Below are 26,747 nucleotides of genomic sequence, written 5' to 3'. Positions count from 1 at the left end.
GGTGCCGTCGCCGTGCCGGTGCCGGCCGCGGCCGCTGCTGCCGGCATGGCGGCCCGCGCCTGCGCCTGCGCCTTGGCGTCCGCGTCGGCGCGTTCGCGGGCGGCGATGTCGGCCCATTCCTGGGCCAGCGCCTGTTGCGGGCCACGGCAGCGGCTGGCGGCATGGCGCCACAGCGACTCGACCTGCAGCGACAGATGGCGGCGCTGCGCCGCCGGCATGGTGGTGTCCTGCTGCAGCCGTTCGGCCTGCTCCTGCGCGCGCTCCAGGCGCGGAGCGCAGAACTCGGCGTTGTGGGCGTCGGTGGCGACCTGGACGCGCTGCGTCTGCGCCAGCTGCTGCTGCGTGCCGGCGCAGCGCTCGACCGCCTCTTCCCACATGCCCTCGGACTTGCGGTAGAGCCGCACGGCGTCGGGCCAGCGGCCCGCGTCGGCCGCCTGCTGGGCCAGGGCCTGCAGCGCGCCGGCGCTGTCGTGCGCGGCCTCGCAGGCCCGGCCGGCGCCGGCCTGCTTGAGCGTGGCCGCGGCGGCCCTGCGGCTGTCCTCGGCGTTGCGCAGGGCGCGCTCGCGCGCACGGCCCTCGCAGCGCCCGGCCGCGTCCTGCCAGGCGCGCCCGGACTCCTCGTGCAGCATGGCCAGCGTCTGCAGGTCTTGTCCCGCCCCCTGTTCCTGAGCACCCGCCGCGCGCAGCTCTGCCTCCATGGCCAGGTCGGTCAGGCCCCGGCAGTCGCCGGAGGCCACCACGACGACGCCCGCGCCGCCGGCCGTCGCCGCGGGCGCCTCGATCACCTGGATCGAGCCGTGGCGCGTTGCCGGCGCCGCCGGCGCCTCGACCTGGGCTGCCGGGGCCGGGGACAGGGCCGGCGCGGGCGGCGGTGAATGGATCGGCTGCGCGGCGCGGGTGGACCACGTCACCGAGCCGGCGCCGGCTGCCGCCGGGGCCGGTACCACCGTCTCGCCGGCGCCCTGGGCCTGCGCCACCGTGCCGGGTGCAATGCCGCGCACCGGCGGCGGCAGCCGCGCCGGCCTGTCGGCCGCCAGCGCCGCCGACATCACGCCCGCGGCCAGCAGCGCGGCGCACAGCGCGGCGCCGCGGCGCCGGGCGGATGGGGGCGGCGCGGCTCGCAGCCGGACCTCGCGCAGGCCCGGCGCGCACGGCGCCGGCCGGTCTGTGAAGTCCAGGAACACCCTCGGGCCAAGCCAGGTCTTCATGCGCGTACCCCTTTGCAGGACAGCTGCTGTCCCAGGCCCCCAGGCGCCCGACACGGCGCGGCGGGCCACCTTCATCCCACTACGTTCAAGGCGCCGCCGCAAGCGGACAAAGCCTGCGTGCCGTCCTGCATTCCGGGCATGTCCTGCCGTGAAAAGGGTGGGCGCCGGCCTGGCCGCCCGGGGCGGCCGCGGGGCGGGTCACCCCCTAGAATGCCCGCCCGCTTCACCTCCTGCCGCACCGCCGCCATGCCCACCTTCCGCATCGCCCCGTCCATCCTCTCTGCCGACTTCGCACGCCTGGGCGAGGAAGTGCGCAACGTGATCGCCGCGGGCGCCGACTGGATCCACTTCGACGTGATGGACAACCACTACGTGCCCAACCTCACGTTCGGGCCGATGGTGTGCCAGGCGCTGCGCCCGCACGCGGTCACGCCCGACGGGCAGCGCGTGCCCATCGACGTGCACCTGATGGTGCAGCCCGTGGACGCGCTGGCGCAGGCCTTCGCGCGCTCCGGCGCCGACCTGGTCAGCTTCCACCCCGACGCCAGCACGCACGTGGACCGCACGCTGCAGCTCATCAAGGCCGAGGGCTGCCAGGCCGGGCTGGTGTTCAACCCGGCCAGCCCGATCGACGTGCTCGAATGGGTCATCGACAAGGTAGACCTGGTGCTGGTGATGAGCGTGAACCCGGGCTTCGGCGGCCAGAGCTTCATCGACAGCGCGCTGCGCAAGGTGGAGCGGCTGCGCAAGGTCATCGATGCCAGCGGCCGCGACATCCGGCTGGAAGTGGACGGTGGCATCAAGGCCGACAACATCCGCCGCGTCGCCGACGCCGGCGCCGACACCTTCGTGGCCGGCAGCGCCATCTTCGGCCAGAAGGACTACAAGGCAGTCATCGACGCCATGCGCCAGCAGCTCGCCGGCTGAAGTTGACCATGCAACGGTGCCGGCCGCCCTGGCCGGCGCCCGGGCCAGTTTCCGCTTGACTTGGCGCGTGGGCCGCGGCGACACTGCCTCCCGCTCCGGGGTGCAAGGCCTGACCAGGCCCTGCTGAGATGGTGAATCCGACCAAACCCGCGAACTTGAACCGGTTAGTACCGGCGGAAGAAGAGCCCTCCTCCTGCGTCCCGTGGCCTTGATGGCCCTTCGGGACTCGGGGCGACCTTCGGAGCAACCCACTTGCGAAGGAGTCCCGATGAACGCCCCCCATGACCTGCAAGCACTGGCCCAGCGCCTGGGCCTGACGCGCGAGCCGCTGCCGGCCTCGCGCAAGGCTTACGTCACCGGCTCGCGGCCGGACCTGCGCGTGCCGCAGCGCGACATCCAGCTCACCAACGGCGAGACCGTCTCGGTCTACGACACCTCCGGGCCCTACACCGACCCCGCGGCCGAGATCGACGTGCGCCGCGGCCTGCCCGGCGTGCGCACGGCCTGGATCGAGGAGCGCGGCGACAGCGAGACCTACGCCGGGCGCGAGCGCCAGGCCATCGACGACGGCGGCAAGGCCCGTGACGGCGAGCACATTGCCGCCATCCGCGAGCAGGCCGCCGGGCTGCAGCGCCGGCCGCGCCGCGCCAGGGCCGGCGCCAACGTCTCGCAGATGCACTACGCGCGCCGCGGCATCGTCACGCCGGAGATGGAATACGTGGCCCTCCGCGAGAACGGCCGGCGCGAGTGGATGGCCGAGTACCTCTCGGACGCGCAGCGCGAGCAGCGCCGCCGCGGCAACCCGATGGGTGCCCTCATTCCGGACACCATCACGCCCGAGTTCGTGCGCGACGAGGTGGCGCGCGGGCGCGCCATCATTCCCTGCAACATCAACCACCCCGAGGTGGAGCCGATGGCGATCGGGCGCAACTTCCGCGTCAAGATCAACGCCAACATCGGCAACTCGGCCGTGACCTCCAGCATCGAGGAGGAGGTCGAGAAGCTGGTGTGGGCCATCCGCTGGGGCGCGGACAACGTGATGGACCTCTCCACCGGGCGCGACATCCACACCACGCGCGACTGGATCCTGCGCAACTCGCCCGTACCCATCGGCACGGTGCCGATCTACCAGGCGCTGGAGAAGGTCGGCGGCATCGCTGAGGACCTCACCTGGGAGATCTTCCGCGACACGCTCATCGAGCAGGCCGAGCAGGGCGTGGACTACTTCACCATCCACGCCGGCGTGCGCCTGCCCTTCGTGCCGATGACGGTGAACCGGCGCACCGGCATCGTCTCGCGCGGCGGCTCGATCATGGCCAAGTGGTGCATCGCGCATCACAAGGAAAGCTTCCTGTACGAGCACTTCGAGGAGATCTGCGAAATCATGAAGGCCTACGACGTGGCCTTCTCGCTGGGTGACGGGCTGCGGCCGGGCTGCGCCTCGGACGCCAACGACGAGGCCCAGTTCGCCGAGCTGCGCACGCTGGGTGAGCTCACGCAGATCGCCTGGAAGCACGACGTGCAGACCATGATCGAAGGCCCCGGGCACGTGCCCATGCACATGATCCAGGCCAACATGGACGAGCAGCTCAAGCACTGCCACGAGGCGCCGTTCTACACGCTGGGCCCGCTGACCATCGACATCGCGCCGGGCTACGACCACATCGCCTCGGCCATCGGCGCGGCCATGATCGGCTGGATGGGCACGGCCATGCTGTGCTACGTCACGCCCAAGGAGCACCTGGGGCTGCCCGATCGCGACGACGTGAAGCAGGGGATCATCGCCTACAAGATCGCTGCGCATGCCGCCGACGTGGCCAAGGGCCACCCGGCCGCGCGTGCCCGCGACGACGCGATCTCCAAGGCCCGCTTCGAGTTCCGCTGGACCGACCAGTTCAACCTCGGCCTGGACCCCGACACCGCGCGCGAATTCCATGACGAGACGCTGCCCAAGGACGCGTCCAAGGTGGCGCACTTCTGCAGCATGTGCGGGCCGAAGTTCTGCTCGATGAAGATCACGCAGGAGGTGCGCGACTACGCCGCGCAGCAGGCGGCCGACGCGGGCATGGCGCAGAAGTCGGCGGAGTTCAAGGCCAGCGGCGGCGAGCTCTACATCCCCATCAGCAAGGGCTGAGCGCCATGGCCGCGCTGTCCATCGGCATTGCCGGGGCGGGGCTGCTGGGCCGGCTGCTGGCCTGGCGGTTGGCCCGCGCCGGGCACCGCGTCGCGGTGTTCGACCCGGCCGCGGGCCCGGCGCCGTCCTTCGACGGCACGCAGGCCGCCGGCTTCACCGCCGCGGGCATGCTCAGCCCGCTGGCCGAGCTCGACAACGCCACGCCGGCGCTGGCCGCGCAGGGCTGGCGCGCCATCGGGCTGTGGCAGGCCGTGGCCCGGGCGCTGGACGCGCCGGCCCTGGTGCGCCGCCGCGGCAGCCTGATGCTGGCGCACCGCGGCGACCTGGGCGCGGCGCAGCGCGTGCTGGCACGCCTGGACGCCGCGCCGCCCGGCTTTCCCGTGCCGCAGGCGCTGGCGCCCGGCGCGCTGGCCGGGCTGGAGCCCGCGCTGCAGGCCGCCAACGCCTGGCTGCTGCCCGAAGAAGGGCAGGTGGACAGCGTCGCCATGCTGGAGACGCTGCAGCGCCGCTCGCGCGGCGTGGACTGGCGCTGGCAGCGCCGTGTCACGGACGTGTCGCCGGGGCGGCTCACGCTCGAGGGCGGCGAGGCGCTGGCCTTTGACTGGGCCATCGACGTGCGCGGCGCCGGCGCCCGGCCGGCGCTGCCGGTGCGCGGCGTGCGCGGCGAGACGGTGTGGCTGCGGCTGGAGGGCCACGGCCTGACGCGCCCGGTGCGGCTGCTGCACCCGCGGCACCGCGTCTACCTGGTGCCGCGCTCGGCCGACCTGCTGATCCTGGGCGCCAGCGAAGTCGAGAGCGAGGACCGCTCGCCCATGTCGCTGAAAAGCGCCGTGGAGCTGATGAGCGCCGCGCACAGCGTGATGCCGGCGCTGGCCGAGGCGCGCATTGAGCGGCTGGACCGCAACCTGCGCCCGGCCCTGCCCGACAACGAGCCGCGCACCGAATCCGGCGCGGGGCTGCTGCGCATCAACGGGCTGTTCCGCCACGGCTGGCTGCTGGCGCCGGCGCTGGTCGAGGACGCGCTGGCGGCCTGCGGCCTGGCCGCGCCGCTGGAGGAGGCCGCGCCATGAGTGCCGACATGAGGACCGCCGACATGCAGGCCGCGCCGGCCGCCGGCGTGATCGACATCCAGATCGACGGCGTGCCCTGCCAGGTCGCGCCCTGCACGCTGGCCGAGCTGGTGCAGCGCCTGGGGCATGCGAGCGAAGGCGTGGGCACGGCGCTCAACGGCCGCTTCGTGCCGCGCACGCAGCGCGACCGCCCCCTGCAGCCCGGAGACGCGGTGCTGCTGTTCAAACCCATCGTCGGCGGCTGAAGGCCGCGCGCCGCCCGACTGCGAAGGAAACACGCCATGAACCTCCAAGACGCGCCCGCTGCCGGGCTGGACGAAGACCCATTGCGCATCGGCGACGCCGAGCTCGGCAGCCGCTTCTTCCTCGGCAGCGCCGGCTACCCCTCGCCGCAGGTGCTGCACGACGCGCTGCGCGCGGCGCGCACGCAGGTGGTGACGGTGGGCCTGAAGCGCACGCTGCACGCCGCCGGCGACAACGGTTTCATCCAGCTGCTGCAGGACGCCATGCGCGCCAACGGCGCGCGGCTGCTGCCCAACACCGCCGGCTGCCGCAGCGCGCGCGAGGCGGTGCAGCTGGCGCACATGGCGCGCGAGCTCTACGGCACGCCCTGGGTCAAGCTCGAAGTCACGGGCGACGACCACACGCTGCAGCCCGATCCCTTCGAGCTGCTGGCCGCCGCCACCGAGCTGGTCAGGGAAGGCTTCACGGTCTTTCCGTACTGCACCGACGACCTGGTGCTGTGCCGCCGGCTGCTGGATGCCGGCTGCGCGGTGCTGATGCCCTGGGGCTCGCCCATCGGCTCGGGGCAGGGGCTGCTGAACCCGTTCGCGCTGCGCACGCTGCGCGAGCGGCTGCCCGACGCGGTGCTGATCGTCGATGCCGGCATCGGCGCGCCGTCGCACGCGGCGCAGGCGCTGGAGCTGGGCTTCGATGCCGTGCTGCTGAACTCGGCGGTGGCGCAGGCGCGCGACCCGGTGCTGATGGCCGCAGCCTTCCGCGACGCGGTGCAGGCCGGGCGCGGCGCCTGGCGCGCCGGCGTGATGGCCCGGCAGGACTTCGCCGTGCCCAGCACGCCCGTGGGCAGCGAGCCGGTGCTGCTGGGATGAGCGCAGAACCCATCGATGCCGCCGCGCGGCCCGTCGTCTGGAGCATTGCCGGCACCGACAGCGGCGGCGGCGCGGGGCTGTCGGCCGACCAGCGCATGGCCGACGCCTTCCACGTGCAGCTGTGCCCGGTGGTGGCGGCGGTCACGGCGCAGAGCTCGGTGGCGGTCACGCGCGTCGAGCCGCTGGCACCCGACCTGATCGAGGCGCAGCTGCTGGCGCTGGAGGGCGACATGCCGCCCGCCGTGGTCAAGACCGGCCTGCTCGGCGGCGTGGCGCAGGTGGCGCTGGTGGCACGCTGGATCGACCGGCTGCGCGCGCGCGGCCCCGTGGCGCTGGTGGTGGACCCGGTGCTGGGATCGAGCACCGGCGCGGGCTTCGCCGACGCGGCCACGTTGCGCGCGTATCGCGAGCTGCTGCTGCCGCGCGCCACCGCCGTCACGCCGAACCGGCGCGAGGCCACGGCGCTGCTGGGCGAGGGCGACGCGGGCCAGGCCGCGGCCGCGCCCGCGCTGGCGGCGGCGCTGCGATCGCGGCTGGGCGCGGGCAGCGTCTGCGTCACCGGCGGCGACAGCGCGCAGGACGGGGCGCTGGCGCTGGACTGGATCGACACGCCGCAGGCGCGCGGCTGGCTCGCGCTGCCGCGCCAGGACACGCCGCACACGCACGGCACGGGCTGCAGCTTCGCCACGGCCGTGGCCTGCGCGCTGGCGCTGGGCTTCGTGCCGGCCGACGCGGCGGTGCTGGCCAAGATGGCCACGGCGCAGGCGCTGCGCCACGGCCACGCGGCCGGGCAGGGCGCCGGGCCGGTGGGCACGGCGGCAGGCTTCGGCCTGGAGCGCGCGCTGCTGCCGCGCATGAGCTGGGCGGAAACGCTCGATTTCGAAGGGGCTTTCGGCGGGGACGTTGCGGACGCAGCCATGCTGGCCATTGCGGGCATCGCGGCCCGGCGCCTGGACCTCTACGCCATCGTGGACGGCGCCGAGCGGGCGCGGCGTGCCATTGCCGCCGGCGTGCCCACGCTGCAGCTGCGCATCAAGACCCCGGCCGCGCCCGACGCGGCCTGGCGCGCGGCGCTGGTGCACGAAGTCCGGGACACGGTGGCGGCGTGCCGCGACGCGGGCGTGGAGCTGTTCGTCAACGACCACTGGCAGCTGGCGCAGGAGCTCGACGCCGGCGGCGTGCACCTGGGCCAGGAGGATCTGCTGGCGCTGGGCGAGGCCGGGCGCCGCGTGCTGCGCCGCAGCGGCCTGAAGCTGGGCATCAGCACGCACAGCCTGTGGGAGCTGTGCCGCGCCGCGACGCTGAACCCGCGCTACCTGGCCTGCGGCCCGGTCTGGCCCACGCTGACCAAGGCCATGCCGTGGCGGCCGCAGGGGCTGCACAACCTGGCGTGGTGGTGCGCGATGGCCCCGGCGCCGGTGGTGGCCATCGGCGGGATGCTGCAGGCCGAGCAGTTCGAGCTGGCCGCGCGCTGCGGCGCCGACGGCCTGTGCGCCGTGCGCGTGCTCGGCGACGACCCGGCGGGCGCGCTGCCCGCCCTGGAGCAGGCGCTGCGGCAAGGGCGGGCGGCGCCGCGCGCGCCGGTGCCGGCGCTGCCGCATCCGAGCCTGGCCTTCGCGGCCTGAGGCCCACGCCGGCACGGGCCGGCACGGCGGCCGGGCGCGCGCCACCCGGCCAGTGCCGAAGTGGTCCGGGACATCCCCTGGGCACAGGGCTTGCCGGACAGGGGCTCCCAAGCTGGTGTTGCGATGAGCCCTCAAAACCCTTCCTCTCCCGACCCCGAGCTGCCGGTGACCTTGCCGGTGGTGCGGGAGGAACTGCACGTGGACACGCGGACCGAAGAGGTCGGCGCGCTGCGCGTGCGGGTGCTCACCGAGGAGCACAGCGAAGCGCTGGAGCAGCCCCTGGTGCAGGAGAGCGTGGTCGTGGAACGCGTGCCCGTGGGCGTGCAGGTCGCACAGCCGCGCGAGCCGTGGCACGAGGGCGAGGTCCTGGTGGTGCCGGTCTACGAAGAAGTGATCGAGCGCCGCCTGGTGCTCAAGGAAGAGATCCGGCTGCACCGCCAGCGCTTCAGCACCTCGCACACCGAGCAGGTGCCGCTGCGGCGGCAACGCGCGGTGGTCGAGCGGCGACAGGCCGACGGCTCCTGGGCCGAGGTCGACAACAACGGCTGAAGGCGCATCGCAATCCCTGCCGCAACCGAGCGCGGGCCCCGGCCCGTGTGCAACTGAGGAGTTCCGACATGAGACAGACCGTCGTTGGCGTATTTGATTCGGATGCCGAGGCCCAGCGCGCCGCGCAGGCCCTGAGCAGCACGGGGATCGACCCGGCCTGCGTGCACGTCACGCATTCCTCGGACACGACCCTGGGCGACACCACCACCACCACGGCCACGACGACGCACCATGCCGACACCGGCGTGATGGGTCGCGTGCGCAACTTCTTCTCCGACCTGTTCGGGCCGGACGACGAGCGCGAGGTCGGCCACTATGCCGAGGCCATGCGCCGCGGCGCGGCGGTGGTGAAGGTGGACGTGGAAGATGAAACCCGCCTGGACGAGGTGCGCGACGCGCTGCAGAACGCCGGCGCCGTGGACATCGACGAGCGCGTGGAATCGTGGCGCGCCGAGGGCTGGAGCGACGACGCGCTGGGCGCCGGCACCGCGGCCTCCACGCTCGACCGTGACCGCACCACGCTGGGTGAGAGCAGCGCCACGCTGGGCGCCACCAGCGCCACCGACCGCGTGCGCGGCACGGGCGACACCGAGGGCGTGATCCCGGTGGTGCGCGAGGAGCTGCAGGTCGGCAAGCGCGCGGTGAGCACCGGCGGCGTGCGCGTGTACTCGCGCACCGTCGAGACGCCCGTGAGCGAGACGGTGCAGCTGCGCGAGGAGCATGCACAGATCGAGCGCCGCCCGGTGGACCGCCCGGCCACGGCAGCCGACCTGTCGGACCTGCGCGACCGCACGATCGAGGTGCGCGAGACGGCCGAGCAGGCCGTGGTGCAGAAGACCGCGCGCGTGGTCGAGGAAGTGCGCGTGGGCAAGACGGTGGAGCAGCGCACCGAGCAGATCAGCGACACGGTGCGCAGCACCGAGGTCGAGGTCGAGAACCTCTCGGCCACCGACCGCGGCGTGGGCGCCTTCGACAGCGACTACTACCGCAACGACTTCAACACCCGCTACGCCGCCGACGGCGGGCGCTACGAGGACTACGAGCCGGCCTACCGCTACGGCCACTCGCTGCGCGACGACGCGCGCTACAGCGGCCGTGACTGGGACACGATCGAGCCCGAGGTGCGCCGCGACTACGAGACGCGCTATCCCGGCGGCACGTGGGAGCGCATGAAGTCCGCCGTGCGCCGCGGCTGGGACCGCATGACCTCGTGACCTGAGCGAAGCGATCAGGGCCGGCACCGTGCCGGCCCGGCCCGACAAGCCCGGACCCGTGCCGGGCTTGTTTCGTTTGCAAAGCCCCGGCGCGGCGCGGGCGCGGGCATCGAGCCGCTACATTGCGGGCCCTTGTTGTTGCTGCCGGGACCCGTTGCCGTGAATGCCGTGAATGCCCTTCGTCTGGACGCCGCCATCATCGACCTCGACGGGACGATGGTGGACACGCTGGGCGACTTCGTCGTCGCCCTCAACGCCATGCTGGCCGACCTGGCGCTGCCCGCGGTGGAGCGCGGCTTCGTCGAGCACGCCATCGGCAAGGGCTCCGAGCACCTGATCCGCCGCACGCTGGCCCACGTCGGCGCGGCGCCTGAAGCCTTCGACGCGGCCTGGGCGCGCTACCAGCACCACTACGGGCTCGTCAACGGCCGCCATGCCGAGCTCTATCCCGGCGTGGCCGAGGGCCTGCGGCAATTGCAGGCCGCGGGGCTGAAGCTGGCCTGCCTGACCAACAAGCCCGGTGCCTTCGCGCGGGCGCTGCTGGCGGCCAAGGGCATCGACCACTTCTTTGCCGTCGTCCATGGCGGCGACGCCTTCGCGGTGAAGAAGCCCGATCCGCTGCCGCTGCTGAAAACCTGCGAGGCGCTGGGCACGCAGCCGGCGCGCACGCTGATGGTGGGCGACTCCAGCAACGACGCCGAGGCCGCGCATGGCGCCGGCTGCCCGCTGGCGCTGGTGAGCTACGGCTACAACCACGGCCAGCCGGTGCGCGCGCTGCGCGCCCACGCGCACGTGGACCGGCTCGACGAGCTCGACCTGGCCGCGCTGCACGCCCGCGCCTGAGCGCGCGTTTCCAGGGGGGAACCCCGGTTTCCCGGGCTTGCGGCGCGGGGCTGCTAGACTGGAACGCATCATGTTTTTGGCGCGCAAACTGACGAAGGGGTCGTTCGACCGGGGAGCCTGGCCCTGGCGACGCTGGCCCGCCTGACTTTTTCGGTTTGCCGCCGGCCGTCGTGACGACGTGCCATCGGCGCCCGCCCCAGCCGGCCGCCTTTCGTTTCACTGCCAAGCGATGAGCGGCCCTGACTGACCACCGACCTTACGGACGCGCCCCATGCGGCGCTCCGCCGGGCCTGGAGGGCCCGCACCGTGATCACTGAACTCGAATTCAAGAGCCTTGCCGCCGAAGGCTTCAACCGCATCCCGCTGATTGCCGAGGCCTTTGCCGACCTCGAAACGCCGCTGTCGCTGTACCTCAAGCTGGCCGGCGGACGGCCGCACAGCTTCCTGCTGGAGTCGGTCGTCGGCGGCGAGCGCTTCGGGCGCTACTCCTTCATCGGGCTGCCGGCGCGCACGCTGCTGCGCGCCACCGGGCAGACCACGGAGATCGTCACCGACGGCGCCGTGGTGGAGACGCACGAAGGCAATCCGCTGGACTTCATCGCCGCCTACCAGCAGCGCTTCAAGCCGGCGCTGCGCCCGGGGCTGCCGCGCTTCTGTGGGGGCTTGGCCGGCTACTTCGGCTACGACGCGGTGCGCTTCATGGAGCCGAAGCTGGCGCGCACGGTGAAGGCGGGCGGCATCGGCACGCCCGACATCCTGCTGCTGCAGACCGAGGAGATCGCCGTCATCGACAACCTGTCGGGGCGGCTGTACCTGATCGTCTGGGCCGACCCGGGGCAGCCGGAAGCCTATTTCCGGGCCAAGAAGCGGCTGACCGAGCTGACCGACAAGCTGCGCTACAGCGTCAGTGCCCCGAGCGTGAAGCGCGGCCAGGCCCACGAAGTGGAGCGCGAGTTCGCCAAGGCCGACTTCGAGGCCGCGGTGCTGCGCTGCAAGGAGTACATCGCCGCGGGCGACTGCATGCAGGTGGTGCTGGGGCAGCGCCTGAAGAAGCGCTACACCGAGAGCCCGCTGAGCCTGTACCGCGCGCTGCGCTCGCTGAATCCCTCGCCCTACATGTACTTCTACGACCTGGGCGAGTTCCAGATCGTCGGGTCCTCGCCGGAGATCCTGGTGCGCCACGAGCACGTGGCCGAGGGCGAGAAGGTCACCATCCGCCCGCTGGCGGGCACGCGGCCGCGCGGCACCACGCCGGAGAAGGACGCGGCCAACGAGAAGGAACTGCTGGCCGACCCGAAGGAGCGCGCCGAGCACCTGATGCTCATCGACCTGGCGCGCAACGACATCGGCCGCATCGCCAAGACCGGCAGCGTCAAGGTCACGGAAGCCTTCGCGGTGGAGCGCTACTCGCACGTGATGCACATCGTCAGCAACGTCGAAGGGCTGCTCAAGCCCTGCACCAACAACCTCGACGTGCTGCGCGCCACCTTCCCGGCGGGCACGCTGTCCGGGGCGCCCAAGATCCGGGCCATGGAGATCATCGACGAGCTCGAGCCCGTGCAGCGCGGCATCTACGGCGGCGCCTGCGGCTACCTGAGCTTCGCCGGCGACATGGACGTGGCCATCGCCATCCGCACCGGCATCGTCAAGGACCAGGTGCTGTACGTGGCCGCGGCGGCCGGCGTGGTGGCCGACTCGGTGCCCGAGCTGGAATGGAAGGAAACCGAGGCCAAGGCGCGGGCGGTGCTGCGCGCCGCCGAGCTGGTTGAAGAAGGCTTCTGAAGGAGAGACACGCCATGCTGCTGATGATCGACAACTACGACTCCTTCACCTTCAACCTGGTGCAGTACTTCGGCGAGCTGGGCGAGGAGGTGCGGGTGTTCCGCAACGACGAGATCACGCTCGAAGGCATTGCCGGGCTGAAGCCGGACCAGCTGGTGCTGTCGCCCGGGCCGTGCTCGCCGGCCGAGGCCGGCATCTGCGTGCCCGCCATCCAGCACTTCGTCGGCAAGCTGCCGATCCTGGGCGTGTGCCTGGGGCACCAGAGCATCGGCGCTGCGCTGGGCGGGAAGATCGTGCGCGCGCAGGTGCAGATGCACGGCAAGGTCAGCACCATCCACACCGACCAGGCCGGGGTGTACGCCGGGCTGCCGCAGGACTTCGACGTGGTGCGCTACCACTCGCTGGCCATCGAGCGCGAGACGCTGCCGGCCGAGCTGCTGGTGACCTCGCGCACCGACGACGGCGAGATCATGGGCGTGCGGCACCGCGAGCTGGCCGGCACGCGCACGCCGCTCGAAGGCGTGCAGTTCCATCCCGAGTCCATCCTGTCCGAGCACGGCCACGCGATGCTGCGCAACTTCATTGGGATGAGCCGGAGCGCCGCATGAGCACGGTGAGCTATGGCAGCGCCGTGGCGGCGGCGCCGGTGGCCACGTCCGGCGGCGTGGTCGACCTGCGCAGCGACACCGTGACGCGCCCGACGGCGGCGATGCGCGCGGCGATGAACAGTGCGCCGGTGGGCGACGACGTGTTCGGCGACGACCCCACCGTCAACGCGCTGCAGGCGCGCGTGGCGGCGCTGCTGGGCAAGGAGGACGCGCTCTTCATGGCCAGCGGCACGCAGAGCAACCTGTGCGCGCTGCTGTCGCACTGCGGGCGCGGCGACGAGTACGTCGCCGGCCACCTCGCGCACTGCTACCGCTACGAGGGCGGTGGCGGCGCGGTGCTGGGCGGCATCCAGCCGCAGCCGCTGGCGCAGCAGGGCGACGGCACGCTGCTGCTCGCGGACATCGAGGCGGCCATCAAGCCCGACGACGAGCATTTCGCGCGCACGCGGCTGCTGTGCCTGGAGAACACCTGGAACGGCAACGTGCTGCCGGCCAGCTACGTCGAGGCGGCCACGGCGCTGGCGCGGCGACGCGGGCTGGCCACGCACCTGGACGGCGCGCGGCTGTTCAACGCCGCGGTGGCCTCGGGCGTGGCGCCGGGCGAGATCGCGCGGCATTTCGACTCGGTGTCGGTGTGCTTCAGCAAGGGCCTGGGCGCGCCGGTGGGCTCGATGCTGGCGGGCTCGCGCGAGCTGATCGCGCGGGCGCGGCGCGTGCGCAAGATGGTCGGCGGCGGCATGCGCCAGGTCGGCGTGCTGGCGGCGGCGGTGGACCATGCGCTGACGCACCACGTCGAGCGGCTGGCGCAGGACCATGCCCTGGCGGCGCGGCTGGCGCAGGGGCTCGAAGGCCTGCCGGGACTCACGGTGAAGCAGCCGCAGACCAACATCGTGTTCGTGGACGTGGCGGGGGGCCGCGGCGAGGCGCTGCTGGCGCACCTGCGCGCGCGCGGCGTGCTGGCCACGGGGCTGATCGGCCTGCGCTTCGTCACGCACCTGGACGTGAATGCCGAGGGCATCGAGCGCGCCATCGCGGCCGTGCGCGAGTTCTGCGAGACCCCCTGACAAACCCATCCAATCCATCCGGAGACCCTGGCCATGCCCATCACCAACACCGAGGCGCTGACCCGCGTCATCGAGCACCGCGAGATCTTCCACGACGAGATGCTGGCGCTGATGCGCCGCATCATGAGCGGCGAGATGAGCGCGCCGATGATGGCGGCGCTGCTGATCGGGCTGCGCGTGAAGAAGGAGACCATCGGCGAAATCACGGCCGCGGCGCAGGTGATGCGCGAGTTCTCGACCAAGGTGCCGGTGGCGAACCGCGAGCACCTGGTGGACATCGTGGGCACGGGCGGCGACGGGGCGCACACCTTCAACATCTCGACCTGCTCGATGTTCGTGGCGGCCGCGGCCGGCGCGCTCGTGAGCAAGCATGGCGGGCGCAGCGTCTCCAGCAAGAGCGGCAGCGCCGACGTGCTGGAGACGCTGGGCGTGCGGCTGGACCTGGCGCCGGCGCAGATCTCGCGCTGCATCGAGCAGACGGGCATCGGCTTCATGTTCGCGCCCAACCACCACCCGGCGATGAAGAACGTGGCGCCGGTGCGCAAGGAACTGGGCGTGCGCACGCTCTTCAACATCCTGGGGCCGCTGACGAACCCGGCCGACGCGCCGCACATCCTCATGGGCGTGTTCCACCCGGACCTGGTCGGCATCCAGGTACGCGCGCTGCAGCGCCTGGGCGCCAAGCACGCGATGGTGGTGTACGGCCGCGACGGCATGGACGAGGTGTCGCTGGGCGCGGCAACGATGGTGGGCGAGTACCGGGACGGCGGCATCGAGGAGTACGAGATCCATCCCGAGGATTTCGGGCTGCCCATGGCCAGCAACCGCGCGCTGCGCGTGGAGACGCCGCAGCAGTCGCTGGAGATGCTGCGCGGCGTGCTGGACAACCGGCCCGGCGCGGCGCGCGACATCGTGCTGCTCAATGCCGGCGTGGCGCTGTACGCGGCGGACGTGTCGGCCTCGATTGCCGAGGGCATCGAGCGCGCGCGCGAGGCGCTGGCCAGCGGCGCGGCCAAGGCGAAGCTGGAGGCCTTCGTCGCCGCCACGCAGCAGGCCGGGAGCGCGGCATGAGCGACATCCTGAACAAGATCGTTGCCGTCAAGCACGAGGAGATCGCGGCGGCACGCGCCGCGCGGCCGCTGGAAGCGGTGCGGCGCGAGGCCGAGCAGCTCGGCGGCCAGCGCGACTTCGCCGGCGCGCTGCGCGCCAAGGTGGCGGCGGGGCAGGCGGCGGTGATCGCCGAGGTCAAGAAGGCCAGCCCGAGCAAGGGCGTGCTGCGCGAGGATTTCCGGCCGGGCGAGATCGCGGCCAGCTACGAGCGCCATGGCGCGGCGTGCCTGTCGGTGCTGACCGACGAGCGCTTCTTCCAGGGCCATGCGGACTACCTGCGCCAGGCGCGCGCGGCCTGCGCGCTGCCGGTGCTGCGCAAGGACTTCATGGTCGATGCCTACCAAGTGTTCGAGGCGCGGGCCATGGGCGCGGACTGCATCCTGCTGATCGCCGCCTGCCTGGACGACGCGCAGATGGCCGACCTGGAGGCCCAGGCGCACGCGCTGGGCATGGCGGTGCTGGTGGAGGTGCACGACGGCGCGGAGCTGGATCGGGCGCTGAAGCTCAAGACGCCGCTGGTGGGCATCAACAACCGCAACCTGCGCACCTTCGAGGTCAGCCTGGACGCCACGCTGGCGCTGCTGCCGCGCGTGCCGCCGGAGCGGCTGCTGGTGACGGAATCGGGCATCCTCACGCCGGCCGACGTGCGGCGCATGCGCGATGCGAACGTGCATGCCTTCCTGGTGGGCGAGGCCTTCATGCGCGCCCCCGACCCGGGCGCGGCGCTGCGGGCGCTGTTCGGCTGAAGGGCTGAAGCCGTGCGGCCGGGCCCCTGCCTTGCCGCAGAGGCAGGCCACGGCTTTGGAAGATTCCCACCATGGACATGCCTTCACTGAACCGGCTGCAGCCGCCGCTGGAGTCGCGGCTGCAGGGTGTCGATCCCGGCTGGCAGGCGGTGGTCGATGCCTGGCTGGAGTCGCTTCCTGGACAGGCCCTGGTCGGCTTCGTGGACCAGCGCCTGGCGGCCGGGGCTACGGTCTTCCCGGCGCGGCCGCTGCGCGCGCTGGAGCTCACGCCGCTGCCCGAAGTGAAAGTGGTGCTGCTGGGCCAGGACCCGTACCACGGCGTGGGGCAGGCCGAGGGGCTGGCCTTCTCGGTGCCGGAAGGGGTGGCGCCGCCGCCGAGCCTGCGCAACGTCTTCAAGGAGCTGCAGCGCGACCTGGGGCTGCGGCCGCCGCGCCACGGTCACCTGGTGGGCTGGGCGCAGCGCGGCGTGCTGCTGCTCAACACCACGCTGACGGTGGAGGAGGGCAAGCCGGCCAGCCATGCCAAGCGGGGCTGGGAGGCGCTCACGGACGCGCTGATCCAGGCCGCGGCGGCGGAGCCGAGTCCCAAGGTCTTCATGCTGTGGGGCGCGCATGCGCAGGCGAAGCGGCCGCTGGTCGAAGCGGCGGGCGGCGAGCATCTGGTGCTGGTCAGCAACCACCCCTCGCCGCTGGCGGCGACGAAGCCGCCGCTGCCCTTCATCGGCTGCGGGCACTTCGGGCTGGCCAGCGCGTACCTGGCCGAGCGCGGCCGGGCGATCGACTGGCAGCTGTGAGGCAGTTCTGGAAGGCCCCCGTCGGAGGGGACCCTGTCGATACCGAAGCCTTTTTCAAATTTTCTTTGAAAGGCTTTGCATCCCCCAGAAGTAGGTGTTATAGTCTTGGTCTTGCCTCGGAGGGGTGCCCGAGTGGCTAAAGGGGGCAGACTGTAAATCTGTTGGCTTACGCCTACGCTGGTTCGAATCCAGCCTCCTCCACCAAGGCAAACTATTCGGTTGTGCTGCGCGTCGCTGACGCAGTGCGGCCAGGCCCGGCGGGCCGCACTGCAGGCGATGGCTGAGGCTGCAGTGGGGTTGCCGGACCGGCTCCCTGGCGGGAGTAGTTCAATGGTAGAACCCCAGCCTTCCAAGCTGATGACGCGGGTTCGATTCCCGTCTCCCGCTCCAGCGATCACGCCTCGGCAGTGGTGTGGGCTCTGATGAAGAAGAGTCCAGACCTGTGCCGATGCCCATGTGGCTCAGTGGTAGAGCACTCCCTTGGTAAGGGAGAGGTCGCGCGTTCGATCCGCGCCATGGGCACCACCCAACAGAGTGAACTCGTTTGATCGCCAGGAGAGCTGAGCATGGCAAAAGGTAAGTTCGAGCGGACCAAGCCGCACGTCAACGTGGGCACCATCGGCCACGTGGACCATGGCAAGACGACGCTGACGGCGGCGATCACGACCATCCTGTCGTCGAAGTTCGGCGGCGAGGCCAAGGCCTACGACCAGATCGACGCGGCTCCGGAAGAGAAGGCGCGCGGCATCACGATCAACACCGCGCACGTCGAGTACGAGACGGCCAACCGCCACTACGCGCACGTTGACTGCCCCGGCCACGCCGACTACGTGAAGAACATGATCACGGGCGCGGCGCAGATGGACGGCGCCATCCTGGTGTGCTCGGCCGCCGACGGCCCGATGCCCCAGACGCGCGAGCACATCCTGCTGGCTCGCCAGGTGGGCGTGCCCTACATCATCGTGTTCCTCAACAAGTGCGACATGGTCGACGACGAGGAGCTGCTGGAGCTCGTGGAAATGGAAGTCCGCGAGCTGCTGTCCAAGTACGACTTCCCCGGCGACGACACCCCGATCGTCAAGGGCTCGGCCAAGCTGGCCCTGGAAGGCGACAAGGGCGACCTGGGCGAGGCCGCGATCATGCGCCTGGCTGACGCGCTGGACAGCTACATCCCGACGCCCGAGCGTGCCGTGGACGGCACGTTCCTGATGCCCGTGGAAGACGTGTTCTCGATCTCCGGCCGCGGCACCGTGGTCACGGGTCGCGTCGAGCGCGGCGTGATCAAGGTCGGCGAGGAAATCGAGATCGTGGGCATCCGCGCCACGCAAAAGACGACCTGCACCGGCGTGGAAATGTTCCGCAAGCTGCTCGACCAGGGCCAGGCCGGCGACAACGTGGGCATCCTGCTGCGCGGCACCAAGCGCGAGGACGTCGAGCGCGGCCAGGTGCTGTGCAAGCCCGGCTCGATCAAGCCGCACACGCACTTCACCGCCGAGGTGTACGTGCTGTCCAAGGACGAGGGCGGCCGCCACACGCCGTTCTTCAACAACTACCGTCCCCAGTTCTACTTCCGCACCACGGACGTGACCGGCGCGGTGGAGCTGCCCAAGGACAAGGAAATGGTGATGCCCGGCGACAACGTCTCCATCACCGTCAAGCTGATCGCCCCGATCGCCATGGAAGAAGGCCTGCGCTTCGCCATCCGTGAAGGCGGCCGCACCGTCGGCGCCGGCGTCGTGGCCAAGATCGTCGAGTAATCCCGGCTCACCAAGCCGATCAGGTAAAGGCCGCAGGGGTATAGCTCAATTGGCAGAGCGTCGGTCTCCAAAACCGAAGGTTGGGGGTTCGATTCCCTCTGCCCCTGCCAAGTCCCGCTACTGAACGCAAGTCCAGTTTCGGTTCGAGCGGCCAGACAGCAGCCCGCACGGGAATCAGACGCCCGGCGGGCTTTGCTGCTGATGGGTGCTTTTGGCGCCCGACGAAACTAATCCGATGACTCCCAACCCCCAAGTCGAAACCGTTGCCTCCGGCGCGGACCGGGCCCGGCTTGCCGGCGCGCTGGCGCTGGTGGTCGCCGGCGTGGCCGCGTTCTACCTGCTGGGCGCGCAGCCGCTGTGGGTGCGCGTGGCGGCGCTGCTGGTGCTGCTGGTCGCGGCCGTGGCCACGTTCTTCACTGCCGAGGCCGGCAAGCGCCTCATTGCCTTCGGCCGCGACGCGGTGCGCGAGGTCAAGAAGGTGGTGTGGCCCACGCGCAAGGAAGCGATGCAGATGACGGGCTACGTCTTTGCATTCGTGCTCGTGATGGCCTTGTTCCTGTGGTTCACCGACAAGACGCTGGAGTGGGTCCTGTACGACCTGGTCCTGGGTTGGAGAAGTTGAAGGGGCTGAGGCAATGAGCGAACAAGTGGCAGGACAGGAAGGCGCCGCCCCGGCCGCGTCGCCGATGCGCTGGTACGTGGTGCATGCCTACTCCGGCATGGAGAAGGCGGTGGAGCGCAACCTGCGCGAGCGCATCGAGCGTGCGGGCATGCAGGCCAAGTTCGGCCGCATCCTGGTGCCTACCGAGGAGGTGGTGGAGCTCAAGAACGGCAAGAAGGCCGTCACCGAGCGCCGCTTCTTCCCCGGCTACGTGCTGGTCGAGATGCTGATGGACGACGAGTCCTGGCACCTGGTGAAGCACACCAGCAAGGTCACCGGTTTCGTCGGCGGTGCCAAGAACCGCCCGGCCCCGATCTCCGAGGCCGAGGTGATGAAGATCGTCAACCAGATGCAGGAAGGCATCGAGAAGCCGCGGCCCAAGGTCGAGTGGCAGGTGGGCGAGATGGTGCGGGTCAAGGAAGGCCCGTTCACCGACTTCAACGGCGCGGTCGAGGAAGTCAACTACGAGAAGTCCAAGGTGCGGGTGTCGGTCACGATCTTCGGCCGCGCCACCCCGGTGGAGCTGGACTTCTCGCAGGTCGAGAAGGTCTGACGCCGCAAGGCCCTTCGCGGGGCCTGCGGGACATCAGGTTTTGGGCGTGGCGGAAGGCCCTGACTTTTCCGCCCGTGGCAGCCGGCAACGAGAGGCCGGCATGAGGAGCGCACGGTAGCCAATCCGTGCGCGCTTGACTCGACAGTCCCGGCTTGGCCGCCGGGGCTGCACTGGAGAAAGACATGGCCAAGAAAATCGTCGGCTTGATCAAGCTTCAAGTCCCGGCCGGCAAGGCGAACCCCTCGCCCCCGATCGGTCCGGCCCTGGGCCAGCGCGGCCTGAACATCATGGAGTTCTGCAAGGCGTTCAACGCTCAGACGCAGAGCTACGAGCCGGGCCTGGTGCTGCCGGTGGTGATCACCGCGTTCGCCGACAAGTCCTTCACCTTCCAGATCAAGTCGCCGCCCGCCGGCGTGCTGATCAAGAAGGCCATCAAGCTGGAGAAGGGCTCGGCCCGTCCGCACCTGGAGAAGGTCGGCAAGCTGACCCGTGCCCAGCTCGAGGACATTGCCAAGGCCAAGATGAAGGACCTCAACGCTGCCGACCTCGACGGCGCCGTCCGCATCATTGCCGGTACCGCGCGCTCCATGGGCGTGCTGGTCGAAGGAGTCTGAACATGGCCAAGCTGACCAAGAAAGCCAAGGCCCAGCAGGGCAAGATCGACAGCCTGAAGCTGTACCCGATCAACGACGCGCTGGCCCTCGTCAAGGAATTCGCCACCGCCAAGTTCGACGAGGCCATCGACGTGGCCGTGCAGCTGGGCGTGGACGCCAAGAAGTCCGACCAGGTGGTGCGCGGCGCCGTCGTGATGCCCAACGGCACCGGCAAGACCAAGCGCGTGGCGGTGTTCGCCCAGGGCGCCAAGGCTGATGAAGCCCGCGCCGCCGGCGCCGACATCGTCGGCATGGAAGACCTGGCCGAGCAGGTCAAGGCCGGCAACCTGAACTTCGACGTCGTGATCGCCTCGCCGGACACGATGCGCGTGGTCGGTACGCTGGGCCAGATCCTGGGCCCGCGCGGCCTGATGCCGAACCCCAAGGTCGGCACCGTGACCCCTGACGTCGCCACCGCGGTGCGCAACGCCAAGGCCGGCCAGGTGCAGTTCCGCGTGGACAAGAACGGCATCATCCACGGCACCATCGGCCGCCGCTCCTTCGAGGACGGCAAGCTCGTGGGCAACCTGGCCGCGCTGCTCGAAGCGCTGAACAAGGCCAAGCCGGCGTCGAGCAAGGGCGTGTACCTGCGCAAGGTTGCCGTGTCCTCGACCATGGGCGTGGGCGTGCGCGTGGAAGTCGGCTCCATCGCCACCCAGGCGCAGGGCTGACATCGAGTCCCGCCCCGGCGCGCGAGTCTGGCGCGCCGGAGCGCAAAAGCATTGGTGGGCCGTGCCTGGAGTCATCCAGGCACGGGTCATCCAAGACCGCTGGTGGCGCGCCTTTTCGGGCGCCGTAATGGAGGGCGCAGTCCCGACGCCAGCGCAGATGGCGCACCCGCTGTGAAAGTTGTCCCGCAAGGGGTTCCTGGAGCAGCAAGGTCGCTGAACGTGGTGCCTGCTCTTGAACATGGCCGCAAGGCCGTTGCCAGGGGTGGGCGTTTTGTGAGGAGCAGACCTTGAGTCTCAATCGCAACGAGAAGGCAGCCGTCGTCAGCGACGTGGCAGCGCAAGCCGCCAAGTCGCAGACCCTGGCGCTGGCCGAGTACCGTGGCCTCACCGTCGAAAACCTGAACAAGCTGCGCGTGACCGCGCGGGCGCAGGGTGTGTACCTTCACGTGCTGAAGAACACGCTGGCGCGCCGTGCCGTTGCCGGCACGCCGTTCGAGGTGGCGTCGGAGAGCATGGTCGGCCCGCTGATCTACGGCTTTTCCGAAGACGCCGTGGCCGCGGCCAAAGTCATCGCCGACTTTGCCAAGGGCAACGACAAGCTGGTCATCAAGGCCGGCGCGTACGCGGGCAAGGCCCTGGACGCCGAAGGCGTCAAGGCCCTGGCATCGATCCCCAGCAAGGAAGTCCTGCTGTCGCAGCTGGCCGGCCTGCTGAAGGCGCCGATCCAGCGCACCGCAGCCGTGCTGGCGGCCCTGGCCGAGAAGCGTGGCGGTGGCGCGGAAGAAGCCGCTCCTGCTGCCGAGGCCGCCGCGGCCTGACGCACCGTTTTCACTGAATCACTGCAAATCGAGGAATCCCAAATGGCATTCGACAAAGACGCCTTCCTGACCGCCCTGGACAGCATGTCCGTGATGGAACTCAATGACCTGGTCAAGGCCATCGAAGAGAAGTTCGGCGTGTCCGCCGCTTCCATGGCTGCCCCGGCCGCTGGTGGTGCCGGTGGCGCCGCTGCCCCGGTCGAAGAGAAGACCGAGTTCAACGTCGTGCTGCTCGAAGCCGGCGCCAACAAGGTCTCCGTCATCAAGGCCGTGCGCGAACTGACGGGCCTGGGCCTGAAGGAAGCCAAGGATCTGGTCGACGGCGCTCCGAAGAACGTCAAGGAAGCCATCGCCAAGGCCGACGCCGAAGCCGCCGTCAAGAAGCTGGTGGAAGCCGGCGCCAAGGCCGAGCTCAAGTAATTCGCTTGACCCCAAAGGGCTGGCGGCTGAATTCAAGGCCGCCAGCCTTTTCGCTCTTCAGGACGTAAAGTCCTGCAAGGGCGAGAACAGCCGGAAACAGCCGTGCGCGGCTTTTTCCGAGTGTTCTCTGATCCGACTGCAGGGAACGGGTTTGGTCGGGCTCCGGTGCAACGCCGGGGTTGTCCGCCAGCGGCTGGTAGTGGCCAGCCACCAAGCTCCGGACGCAAGGTCCGAGTAGAGCCAGTCGCCGACGAGCGCGCGCTTCCAGGGCCCGGGGCGCGTGTTCTCGACACGGAGCATATATGGCGCAAGTTTCCCCCACGTACAGCTACACCGAGCGCAAGCGCATCCGCAAAAGCTTCGGCAAGCGTGAGAGTGTTCTCAACGTTCCCTACCTGCTGACGATGCAGCGGGAGTCCTACGTCGCCTTCCTGCAGAAGGACGTTCCGCCGCAAAAGCGCAAGCCCGAGGGCCTGCAGGCCGCTTTCCTCTCCGCCTTCCCGATCGTGTCGCACAACGGGTACGTGGAGATGAAGTTCATCGAGTACAACATCGCCAAGCCGGCGTTCGACACGCGCGAGTGCCAGCAGCGCGGGCTGACCTACGCCGCGGCGGTGCGCGCGCGGCTGCAGATGATCATCTACGACCGCGAGAGCCCGCAGGCCAAGACGGTCAAGGAGATCAAGGAGCAGGAGGTCTACATGGGCGAAGTGCCGCTCATGACCGACTACGGCTCCTTCATCGTCAACGGCACCGAGCGCGTCATCGTCAGCCAGCTGCACCGCTCGCCGGGCGTGTTCTTCGAGCATGACAAGGGCAAGACGCACAGCTCGGGCAAGCTGCTGTTCAGCGCGCGGATCATTCCCTACCGCGGCTCGTGGCTGGACTTCGAGTTCGACCCGAAGGACATCCTCTACTTCCGCGTCGACCGCCGCCGCAAGATGCCGGTGACGATCCTGCTCAAGGCCATCGGCCTGAACCCCGAGCAGATCCTGGCCAACTTCTTCGACTTCGACAATTTCCGCCTCATGGACACCGGCGCGCAGCTGGAGTTCGTGGCCGACCGTCTGAAGGGCGAGATCGCGCGCTTCGACATCACGGACAAGAACGGCGCCGTCATCGTCGAGAAGGACAAGCGCATCACCGCGCGCCACGTGCGCACGCTGGAGCAGGGCGGCACGCAGTTCATCAGCGTGCCCGAGGACTTCATCGTCGGCCGCGTCATCGCGCGCAACATGGTGGACCCGGACACCGGCGAGATCGTGGCCAAGGCCAACGACGAGATCACCGAGAGCCTGCTCAAGAAGCTGCGCGCCGCGGGCATCCGCGAGCTGCAGGTGCTCTACACCAACGAGCTCGACGAGGGCGCCTACATCAGCCAGACGCTGGCCTCCGACGAGACGGCCGACCAGCTGGCCGCGCGCGTGGCTATCTACCGCATGATGCGCCCCGGCGAGCCGCCGACCGAGGACGCGGTCGAGGCCCTGTTCAACCGCCTGTTCTACAGCGCCGACACGTACGACCTGTCGCGCGTGGGCCGCATGAAGTTCAACGCCCGCGTCGGCCGCGACACGGCCGAGGGCGACATGACGCTGTCCAACGAGGACATCCTCGACGTGGTCAAGATCCTCGTCGAGCTGCGCAACGGCCGCGGCGAGGTGGACGACATCGACCACCTGGGCAACCGGCGCGTGCGCTGCGTGGGCGAGCTGGCCGAGAACCAGTACCGCTCGGGCCTGGCGCGCATCGAGAAGGCCGTCAAGGAGCGCCTGGGCCAGGCCGAGACCGAAGCGCTGATGCCGCACGACCTGATCAACTCCAAGCCGATTTCCGCGGCGCTCAAGGAGTTCTTCGGCGCGTCGCAGCTGTCGCAGTTCATGGACCAGACCAACCCGCTGTCGGAGATCACGCACAAGCGCCGCGTCTCCGCGCTGGGCCCGGGCGGCCTGACGCGCGAGCGCGCCGGCTTCGAGGTGCGCGACGTGCACCCGACGCACTACGGCCGCGTGTGCCCGATCGAGACGCCGGAAGGCCCGAACATCGGCCTGATCAACTCGCTGGCGCTGTATGCGCAGCTCAACGAGTACGGCTTCCTGGAGACGCCGTACCGCCGCGTCGAGAACGGCCACGTCACCGACCAGATCGACTACCTGTCCGCCATCCAGGAGGGCAAGTACGTCATCGCCCAGGCCAACGCCACGCTCGACGAGAACGGCCAGCTGGTGGATGAACTGGTGTCGGCGCGCGAGAAGGGCGAGTCGGTGCTGCTGTCCCCTGAGCGCGTGCAGTACATGGACGTGGCGCCGGCGCAGATCGTGTCGGTGGCGGCCTCGCTGGTGCCCTTCCTGGAGCACGACGACGCCAACCGCGCGCTCATGGGCGCCAACATGCAGCGCCAGGCGGTGCCGACGCTGCGTCCGGAGAAGGCCTTCGTCGGCACGGGCGTGGAGCGCGTGGCGGCCAAGGACTCCGGCACGGTGGTCGCGGCGCGCCGCGGCGGCGTGGTGGACTACATCGACTCCAACCGCATCGTGATCCGCGTCAACGACGACGAGACGGTGGCCGGTGAAGTCGGCGTGGACATCTACAACCTCATCAAGTACCAGCGCTCGAACCAGAACACGAACATCCACCAGCGTCCCATCGTGCGGCGCGGCGACAAGGTGGCGGCCGAGGACATCATTGCCGACGGCGCCTCCACCGACATCGGCGAGCTCGCGCTGGGCCAGAACATGCTGGTCGCGTTCATGCCCTGGAACGGCTACAACTTCGAGGACTCGATCCTGATCTCGGAGCGCGTGGTGGCCGAGGACCGCTACACCTCGATCCACATCGAGGAGCTGGTGGTCATGGCCCGCGACACGAAGCTGGGCAGCGAGGAGATCACCCGCGACATCCCGAACCTGTCCGAGCAGCAGCTGGCTCGCCTGGACGAGTCGGGCATCGTCTACATCGGCGCCGAGGTGAACCCGGGCGACGTGCTGGTGGGCAAGGTCACGCCGAAGGGCGAGACCACCCTCACGCCGGAAGAGAAGCTGTTGCGCGCGATCTTCGGCGAGAAGGCCTCGGACGTGAAGGACACGTCGCTGCGCGTGGACCAGGGCACCAGCGGCACCGTCATCGACGTGCAGGTGTTCACCCGCGAGGGCATCCAGCGCGACAAGCGCGCCCAGCAGATCATCGACGATGAGCTGAAGCGCTTCCGCCTGGACCTCAACGACCAGCTGCGCATCGTCGAGGCCGACGCCTTCGACCGGATCGAGAAGCTGCTCACCGGCCGCGTGGCCAACGGCGGCCCGCAGAAGATCGCCAAGGGCACCGTGCTGAGCAAGGAGTACCTCTCGGGTGTCGAGAAGTACCACTGGTTCGACATCCGCCCGGCGGAAGAGGACATCGCCAACCAGCTCGAGTCCATCAAGAACTCGCTGGAGCAGACGCGCCACAGCTTCGATCTCGCGTTCGAAGAGAAGCGCAAGAAGCTCACGCAGGGCGACGAGCTGCCCGCGGGCGTGCTCAAGATGGTCAAGGTGTACCTGGCGGTCAAGCGCCGCCTGCAGCCCGGCGACAAGATGGCCGGCCGCCACGGCAACAAGGGCGTGGTGTCCAAGATCGTGCCGATCGAGGACATGCCCTACATGGCCGACGGCACGCCTGCCGACATCGTGCTCAACCCGTTGGGCGTGCCTTCGCGCATGAACGTGGGCCAGGTGCTCGAAGTGCACCTGGGCTGGGCCGGCAAGGGCCTGGGCCAGCGCCTGGGCGACATGCTGCAGCAGCAGGCCAAGGTGGCGGAGCTGCGCCAGTTCCTGGACCAGCTCTACAACCAGTCCGGCGGCAAGACCGAGCGCCTGGAGCACCTCAGCGACGACGAGATCCTGGAGATGGCGCACAACCTCTCCAAGGGCGTGCCCTTCGCCACCCCGGTGTTCGACGGCGCCAAGGAAGAAGAGATCCGCGGCATGCTCAAGCTGGCCTACCCGGACGACATCGCCGCGCGCAAGGGCCTCACGCCCACGCGCACGCAGGCGTGGTTGTGCGATGGCCGCACCGGCGAGCAGTTCGAGCGCCCGGTGACGGTGGGCTACATGCACGTGCTCAAGCTGCACCACCTGGTGGACGACAAGATGCACGCGCGCTCCACGGGCCCGTACTCGCTGGTGACGCAGCAGCCCCTGGGCGGCAAGGCGCAGTTCGGCGGCCAGCGCTTCGGCGAGATGGAAGTGTGGGCGCTGGAGGCCTATGGCGCGAGCTACGTGCTGCAGGAGATGCTGACCGTGAAGTCCGACGACGTGAACGGCCGCACCAAGGTCTACGAGAACATCGTCAAGGGCGAGCACTCGATCGAGGCGGGCATGCCCGAGTCGTTCAACGTGCTGGTCAAGGAAATCCGTTCGCTCGGCATCGACATCGAGCTCGAGCGCAACTAAGGAA

General features: G+C 70.2%; 23 protein-coding genes, 4 tRNA genes, 1 pseudogene and 1 riboswitch. Of the genes and pseudogenes, 27 read left to right on the top strand and 1 reads right to left on the bottom strand.

Translation table 11 applies throughout. From position 1 onward, the window contains the following. Positions 1–1,208, bottom strand: a pseudogene (locus FJ694_RS21330) (hypothetical protein); the annotation flags it as partial. A 246-nt stretch (positions 1,209–1,454) separates the two neighbouring features. Between FJ694_RS21330 and rpe the strand changes: the two are divergent. The 27 genes from rpe (at position 1,455) to rpoB (ending at position 26,743) form a co-directional block, all read left to right on the top strand. Continuing rightward, the gene (gene rpe, locus FJ694_RS21325) at positions 1,455–2,135 is read left to right on the top strand and encodes a ribulose-phosphate 3-epimerase (protein WP_157269337.1); all 681 of its coding nucleotides are present in this window, start codon (positions 1,455–1,457) and stop codon (positions 2,133–2,135) included. Between the two features lie 86 nt (positions 2,136–2,221). Next, positions 2,222–2,334: riboswitch (TPP riboswitch) on the top strand. Positions 2,335–2,403: 69 nt separating this feature from the next. Next, complete coding sequence (gene thiC / locus FJ694_RS21320) at positions 2,404–4,269, top strand: phosphomethylpyrimidine synthase ThiC (protein ID WP_157269336.1); 1,866 nt, start codon at positions 2,404–2,406, stop codon at positions 4,267–4,269. 5 nt (positions 4,270–4,274) lie between these two features. Next, on the top strand, positions 4,275–5,339 hold the full coding sequence (locus tag FJ694_RS21315; RefSeq protein WP_157269335.1) for an FAD-dependent oxidoreductase: 1,065 nt from the start codon (positions 4,275–4,277) through the stop codon (positions 5,337–5,339). Next, positions 5,336–5,584 (top strand): sulfur carrier protein ThiS, encoded by a 249-nt coding sequence (gene thiS / locus FJ694_RS21310; protein WP_157269334.1) that lies wholly within the window; start codon positions 5,336–5,338, stop codon positions 5,582–5,584. Before FJ694_RS21315 ends, thiS begins: the two co-directional genes overlap by 4 nt. Positions 5,585–5,620: 36 nt before the next feature. Further along, the gene (locus tag FJ694_RS21305) at positions 5,621–6,448 is read left to right on the top strand and encodes a thiazole synthase (protein ID WP_157269333.1); all 828 of its coding nucleotides are present in this window, start codon (positions 5,621–5,623) and stop codon (positions 6,446–6,448) included. Continuing rightward, positions 6,445–8,073: a bifunctional hydroxymethylpyrimidine kinase/phosphomethylpyrimidine kinase gene (locus FJ694_RS21300; RefSeq protein WP_157269332.1), complete on the top strand. Its 1,629-nt coding sequence runs from the start codon at positions 6,445–6,447 to the stop codon at positions 8,071–8,073. The genes FJ694_RS21305 and FJ694_RS21300 overlap by 4 nt, the downstream gene beginning before the upstream one ends. A 123-nt stretch (positions 8,074–8,196) precedes the next feature. After that, positions 8,197–8,622 (top strand): DUF2382 domain-containing protein, encoded by a 426-nt coding sequence (locus FJ694_RS21295; RefSeq protein ID WP_157269331.1) that lies wholly within the window; start codon positions 8,197–8,199, stop codon positions 8,620–8,622. A gap of 68 nt (positions 8,623–8,690) precedes the next feature. After that, positions 8,691–9,836, top strand: a complete 1,146-nt coding sequence (locus tag FJ694_RS21290; RefSeq protein ID WP_198320923.1) for a YsnF/AvaK domain-containing protein — start codon at positions 8,691–8,693, stop codon at positions 9,834–9,836. A gap of 159 nt (positions 9,837–9,995) precedes the next feature. Then, positions 9,996–10,679 carry a phosphoglycolate phosphatase gene (gene gph / locus FJ694_RS21285; protein WP_375140244.1) on the top strand — a complete coding sequence of 228 codons (684 nt, stop codon included), beginning with the start codon at positions 9,996–9,998 and terminating at the stop codon, positions 10,677–10,679. A gap of 306 nt (positions 10,680–10,985) precedes the next feature. Next, on the top strand, positions 10,986–12,461 hold the full coding sequence (gene trpE / locus FJ694_RS21280; protein ID WP_157269329.1) for an anthranilate synthase component I: 1,476 nt from the start codon (positions 10,986–10,988) through the stop codon (positions 12,459–12,461). A 14-nt stretch (positions 12,462–12,475) separates the two neighbouring features. Beyond that, positions 12,476–13,069 carry an anthranilate synthase component II gene (locus FJ694_RS21275; RefSeq protein WP_157269328.1) on the top strand — a complete coding sequence of 198 codons (594 nt, stop codon included), beginning with the start codon at positions 12,476–12,478 and terminating at the stop codon, positions 13,067–13,069. Next, entirely contained in the window at positions 13,066–14,133 is a 1,068-nt protein-coding gene (gene ltaE, locus FJ694_RS21270) for a low-specificity L-threonine aldolase (RefSeq protein WP_157269327.1), read from the top strand. The genes FJ694_RS21275 and ltaE overlap by 4 nt, the downstream gene beginning before the upstream one ends. Before the next feature lie 33 nt (positions 14,134–14,166). Then, entirely contained in the window at positions 14,167–15,204 is a 1,038-nt protein-coding gene (gene trpD / locus FJ694_RS21265; RefSeq protein ID WP_157269326.1) for an anthranilate phosphoribosyltransferase, read from the top strand. Next, complete coding sequence (gene trpC / locus FJ694_RS21260; protein WP_157269325.1) at positions 15,201–15,989, top strand: indole-3-glycerol phosphate synthase TrpC; 789 nt, start codon at positions 15,201–15,203, stop codon at positions 15,987–15,989. The genes trpD and trpC overlap by 4 nt, the downstream gene beginning before the upstream one ends. Before the next feature lie 71 nt (positions 15,990–16,060). Beyond that, the gene (locus FJ694_RS21255; protein WP_157269324.1) at positions 16,061–16,783 is read left to right on the top strand and encodes a uracil-DNA glycosylase; all 723 of its coding nucleotides are present in this window, start codon (positions 16,061–16,063) and stop codon (positions 16,781–16,783) included. A 118-nt stretch (positions 16,784–16,901) separates the two neighbouring features. After that, positions 16,902–16,987, top strand: a tRNA-Tyr gene (locus tag FJ694_RS21250). Positions 16,988–17,099: 112 nt separating this feature from the next. After that, a tRNA-Gly gene (locus FJ694_RS21245) sits at positions 17,100–17,173 on the top strand. 60 nt (positions 17,174–17,233) lie between these two features. Next, a tRNA-Thr gene (locus FJ694_RS21240) sits at positions 17,234–17,308 on the top strand. Between the two features lie 41 nt (positions 17,309–17,349). After that, on the top strand, positions 17,350–18,540 hold the full coding sequence (gene tuf, locus FJ694_RS21235) for an elongation factor Tu (protein WP_157269314.1): 1,191 nt from the start codon (positions 17,350–17,352) through the stop codon (positions 18,538–18,540). 34 nt (positions 18,541–18,574) lie between these two features. Next, positions 18,575–18,650 (top strand) — tRNA-Trp (locus FJ694_RS21230). A 125-nt stretch (positions 18,651–18,775) separates the two neighbouring features. Beyond that, positions 18,776–19,162: a preprotein translocase subunit SecE gene (gene secE / locus FJ694_RS21225; protein WP_157269323.1), complete on the top strand. Its 387-nt coding sequence runs from the start codon at positions 18,776–18,778 to the stop codon at positions 19,160–19,162. A gap of 13 nt (positions 19,163–19,175) precedes the next feature. Then, entirely contained in the window at positions 19,176–19,754 is a 579-nt protein-coding gene (nusG, locus tag FJ694_RS21220) for a transcription termination/antitermination protein NusG (RefSeq protein WP_157269322.1), read from the top strand. Positions 19,755–19,936: 182 nt separating this feature from the next. Continuing rightward, on the top strand, positions 19,937–20,368 hold the full coding sequence (gene rplK, locus FJ694_RS21215; protein ID WP_066342372.1) for a 50S ribosomal protein L11: 432 nt from the start codon (positions 19,937–19,939) through the stop codon (positions 20,366–20,368). Between the two features lie 2 nt (positions 20,369–20,370). After that, entirely contained in the window at positions 20,371–21,078 is a 708-nt protein-coding gene (gene rplA / locus FJ694_RS21210; RefSeq protein WP_157269321.1) for a 50S ribosomal protein L1, read from the top strand. A gap of 287 nt (positions 21,079–21,365) precedes the next feature. Continuing rightward, positions 21,366–21,896, top strand: coding sequence for a 50S ribosomal protein L10 (gene rplJ / locus FJ694_RS21205; RefSeq protein ID WP_157269320.1), 531 nt, complete (start codon positions 21,366–21,368; stop codon positions 21,894–21,896). Between the two features lie 42 nt (positions 21,897–21,938). Beyond that, positions 21,939–22,316, top strand: a complete 378-nt coding sequence (gene rplL / locus FJ694_RS21200; protein WP_066342375.1) for a 50S ribosomal protein L7/L12 — start codon at positions 21,939–21,941, stop codon at positions 22,314–22,316. A gap of 302 nt (positions 22,317–22,618) precedes the next feature. Next, positions 22,619–26,743, top strand: coding sequence for a DNA-directed RNA polymerase subunit beta (gene rpoB / locus FJ694_RS21195; protein WP_157269319.1), 4,125 nt, complete (start codon positions 22,619–22,621; stop codon positions 26,741–26,743). Positions 26,744–26,747 lie beyond the last annotated feature (4 nt).

Origin of the sequence: Azohydromonas aeria (assembly GCF_009760915.1) — a bacterium.
Classification (GTDB): Bacteria; Pseudomonadota; Gammaproteobacteria; order Burkholderiales; family Burkholderiaceae_C; genus Azohydromonas; species Azohydromonas aeria.
Note: the sequence above shows the minus strand (reverse complement) of the source record. Positions and strands in the feature narration are given on the sequence as shown.

Coding starts and splice junctions, on each gene's coding strand:
- rpe (WP_157269337.1), top strand. CDS start 1,455: ATGCCCACCTTCCGCATCGCCCCGTCCATCCTCTCTGCCGACTTCGCA.
- thiC (WP_157269336.1), top strand. CDS start 2,404: ATGAACGCCCCCCATGACCTGCAAGCACTGGCCCAGCGCCTGGGCCTG.
- FJ694_RS21315 (WP_157269335.1), top strand. CDS start 4,275: ATGGCCGCGCTGTCCATCGGCATTGCCGGGGCGGGGCTGCTGGGCCGG.
- thiS (WP_157269334.1), top strand. CDS start 5,336: ATGAGTGCCGACATGAGGACCGCCGACATGCAGGCCGCGCCGGCCGCC.
- FJ694_RS21305 (WP_157269333.1), top strand. CDS start 5,621: ATGAACCTCCAAGACGCGCCCGCTGCCGGGCTGGACGAAGACCCATTG.
- FJ694_RS21300 (WP_157269332.1), top strand. CDS start 6,445: ATGAGCGCAGAACCCATCGATGCCGCCGCGCGGCCCGTCGTCTGGAGC.
- FJ694_RS21295 (WP_157269331.1), top strand. CDS start 8,197: ATGAGCCCTCAAAACCCTTCCTCTCCCGACCCCGAGCTGCCGGTGACC.
- FJ694_RS21290 (WP_198320923.1), top strand. CDS start 8,691: ATGAGACAGACCGTCGTTGGCGTATTTGATTCGGATGCCGAGGCCCAG.
- FJ694_RS21275 (WP_157269328.1), top strand. CDS start 12,476: ATGCTGCTGATGATCGACAACTACGACTCCTTCACCTTCAACCTGGTG.
- ltaE (WP_157269327.1), top strand. CDS start 13,066: ATGAGCACGGTGAGCTATGGCAGCGCCGTGGCGGCGGCGCCGGTGGCC.
- trpD (WP_157269326.1), top strand. CDS start 14,167: ATGCCCATCACCAACACCGAGGCGCTGACCCGCGTCATCGAGCACCGC.
- trpC (WP_157269325.1), top strand. CDS start 15,201: ATGAGCGACATCCTGAACAAGATCGTTGCCGTCAAGCACGAGGAGATC.
- FJ694_RS21255 (WP_157269324.1), top strand. CDS start 16,061: ATGGACATGCCTTCACTGAACCGGCTGCAGCCGCCGCTGGAGTCGCGG.
- tuf (WP_157269314.1), top strand. CDS start 17,350: ATGGCAAAAGGTAAGTTCGAGCGGACCAAGCCGCACGTCAACGTGGGC.
- secE (WP_157269323.1), top strand. CDS start 18,776: ATGACTCCCAACCCCCAAGTCGAAACCGTTGCCTCCGGCGCGGACCGG.
- nusG (WP_157269322.1), top strand. CDS start 19,176: ATGAGCGAACAAGTGGCAGGACAGGAAGGCGCCGCCCCGGCCGCGTCG.
- rplK (WP_066342372.1), top strand. CDS start 19,937: ATGGCCAAGAAAATCGTCGGCTTGATCAAGCTTCAAGTCCCGGCCGGC.
- rplA (WP_157269321.1), top strand. CDS start 20,371: ATGGCCAAGCTGACCAAGAAAGCCAAGGCCCAGCAGGGCAAGATCGAC.
- rplL (WP_066342375.1), top strand. CDS start 21,939: ATGGCATTCGACAAAGACGCCTTCCTGACCGCCCTGGACAGCATGTCC.
- rpoB (WP_157269319.1), top strand. CDS start 22,619: ATGGCGCAAGTTTCCCCCACGTACAGCTACACCGAGCGCAAGCGCATC.